We start from the raw sequence: 2,792 nt of genomic DNA, 5'->3' as shown, positions 1-2,792 counted from the left end.
GGTCTTGTTCATATTCAGGAATAATCGCATAGATATAACAATCTTGCTTGTAAAAGCTATTGATTATGCTAACAAACTCTTGTTCATCAATTTCTTCATTGAGTAATATTTCCTGTTTTTTCGGAATGCATTTCAAAGCCCAATCACCCCTTTTTTTTGATTATACAATTAGACTGGAGATGTTTCCTTCTTCAACTAACCTGCTCCGTTAGTCCGAAGAAGAAAAAGGCGCCCGCAGCAATAAATCCTCGTTAGTATAGGAATCTTTACAAATACCTAACACACCAATTACTCTCACTTAACATTAATATAGTAAGATACATAAAACATCATAAAAAAGGGGAAATTTAAGATGACTTTGGGCAAGGATATCAACTGGATTTGTTATGATCTAACTTTAAAGGTGCAACAGTATAACCTATTGTTTGATAGAGGTAACTTTAGCCTTCAATTGTTTAACTGATAAACATATCTTTTAAATAAAGGTTAACATCCAGTTGATTAATCAACTTTTTTACTGCCTGAATAATTTTAAATTATTTTATCCCTTAAAAATCAGGAGGATGAAATGATGAAAAAAGTAATTCTTGCACTGGCTACCACGCTTGTTATTGGAACCGGAACAACAGTTTTTGCAAATCCTAACACGTTTTTTTCTGGTTCAGCAGGAAAACAACTCACAGAAAAATTCCAACAACTTACTCGCAATAATATTTGGGAACAGAAAGAAAAAGTTGATCTGAAATTTAACACCTATCATCCACAAGGTATGACGAAAGTCGGAGACTTGTACTACATGTCTTCTGTAGAAATTCTTGAAAAACCTGTTAAATACGACCAGCCGAAAGATGGTTATGATCGTACACCAGGTAAAGGAGTTGGACACCTATTTCTTTTTAACAAAGAAGGAAAACTCCTAAAAGATATAAAGCTTGGTGAAGGGGATGTGTATCATCCTGGAGGAATTGCTTTTGATGGTAAATCAATCTGGGTTCCTGTTGCAGAATATCGCCCAAATAGCAAGTCCATCATTTATAAAGTGAATCCGGAAACGATGGAGTCCCAAGAAGTATTTCGCACGAATGACCACATTGGTGGAATACTTCGTGATGGAAAAGAAGGAACTTTAAAAGCTGTGAGTTGGGGATCGAGAACATTTTATGAGTTTAATGAAAAAGGAAAAGTTCTTCGAAAAACAAGTAATCCTAGCCACTTTATTGATTATCAAGACTGCGAGAATGCTGGAAAAAACAATATCATATGTAGTGGTATTACTGAATTGCCACAACCAGCACCATCAACTGCTAAATATGAATTGGGAGGACTAGCCTTACTAGATATGAAAACAATGGATATGGTCCATGAACTGCCAATTCCTCTTTTTTCTCCTAATGGACATGTTGTAACACGCAATCCTGTATATCTTGAAAATACAACACAAGGAATTAAAATGTATGCTGTTCCTGATGATGATCAATCCTCTATGCTAATATATGAAACAAACATTAGTAAAAAATAATTTTTAGATGAAAACTTTGATGCCAAACATCAAAGTTTTCTTTATAGGTACTCTCTTTCAGAAATAAACACATTTACTGTATCTTATCATTTCTTCTACTCCCTCAGTTTAATACGATTATCTGACGGATACTCGCTAACCTGCTTCTTTTGCTTAATTAGAAACAAGATGCTGCCACTGCAACACCTTGTTTAACTCTTGCACCCGTTAGTTGATGAACCAAGTATTTATTTATACAACAACATACGATTAATTTGGTGGAAGAATATTTCTTAGCTTTTCTGGTCTTTGCGTTTGTTCAACTTGTTTCAAATTTCCTTCCATCATTTGAATGATTGGATGGTTTGGTGGGAGATTTTGTTTTAATATGTTTAGCTTTTCAGTTTTATCAGCTTCCTTAAAATTTCCTTCTATCATTTGAATGAATGGATGATTAGAAGGAAGGATTTGCTTTAATTTTTCTAGCTTTTGTACCTGCTCATCGGGTGGATTATTTTCTAATAAACTTTGCTTTATCATTTCTATCTTATTATTTGGGGTATTCACATTTTTCACCTCTTCCTTGCAAACGAATAATTGGTTTATTAATAAAATGTTAATCTGAATTGAACTTAATCTAATTCAACAGTTTTAAAATCATTATTTAGAACAGTTTGTCCAACGACATTATTACCAGATACTTCAATACCCTGACTTGTTACAACAACCTCTTCTGTGGTATCGAATAAAGTGACTCTGACTTCATATGCAAAAACTCCTGTAACGAATGCAACGAAAGAACACGCAGTCATTGGTTTAATTTTGATTAGCCCTCCATTACCTTCTGTTAAATTTGGTCCATTAAATGAAAGAACTTGCAATTCTGTAGGTATATTATTGTTCCAACTAAGAATTTTAACTATGCTTTTCGGTTATCATCTGGATCTAGATTTGCTACTTCTACATCAACTAAAAATGCTTGGAAGTTGAAATTATTTAGGATCCCGCTTGATTTAACTATCTTTGAACTTTTAGACATTAAATTTCCTCCAGTCAATGTTTTAGGAGAATCTCTCCTAATTACATTAAATGGACATAATTCATTAATTGAAACGTACACTTGTCCAATTAAAGGATATTTTCTTATTAAGCTAACCTGCCCCGTTAGCACAACAAGAAAAAAGACCGCCGCAGCGATCATCTTCTTTAACTCTAGAACCCGTTAGTTGAACAAGGAATATACAAAATTAATTTGTAGAATTTGCTATTTTTATAAGTTTACTTTGGGATAATT

Annotated in this window: 2 protein-coding genes; one reads left to right on the top strand and one right to left on the bottom strand. The window is 33.4% G+C overall.

Annotation, left to right across the window (positions count from 1 at the left end):
* The first annotated feature begins 568 nt into the window (after nt 1–568).
* On the top strand, nt 569–1,519 hold the full coding sequence (locus AB7942_RS30320) for a DUF6454 family protein (protein ID WP_369449761.1): 951 nt from the start codon (nt 569–571) through the stop codon (nt 1,517–1,519).
* Nucleotides 1,520–1,768: 249 nt separating this feature from the next.
* Here AB7942_RS30320 and AB7942_RS30315 read toward each other — a convergent pair whose 3' ends face one another.
* Entirely contained in the window at nt 1,769–2,074 is a 306-nt protein-coding gene (locus AB7942_RS30315) for a hypothetical protein (RefSeq protein WP_369449760.1), read from the bottom strand.
* Between the last annotated feature and the right edge of the window lie 718 nt (nt 2,075–2,792).

The sequence above is a fragment of the Neobacillus sp. BF23-41 genome (assembly GCF_041106275.1).
This window is presented reverse-complemented; position numbering and strand designations above follow the sequence as displayed.

Bases quoted from the DNA above. Each gene is read 5' to 3' on its own strand.
- AB7942_RS30320 (WP_369449761.1), top strand. From the start codon at position 569: ATGATGAAAAAAGTAATTCTTGCACTGGCTACCACGCTTGTTATTGGA.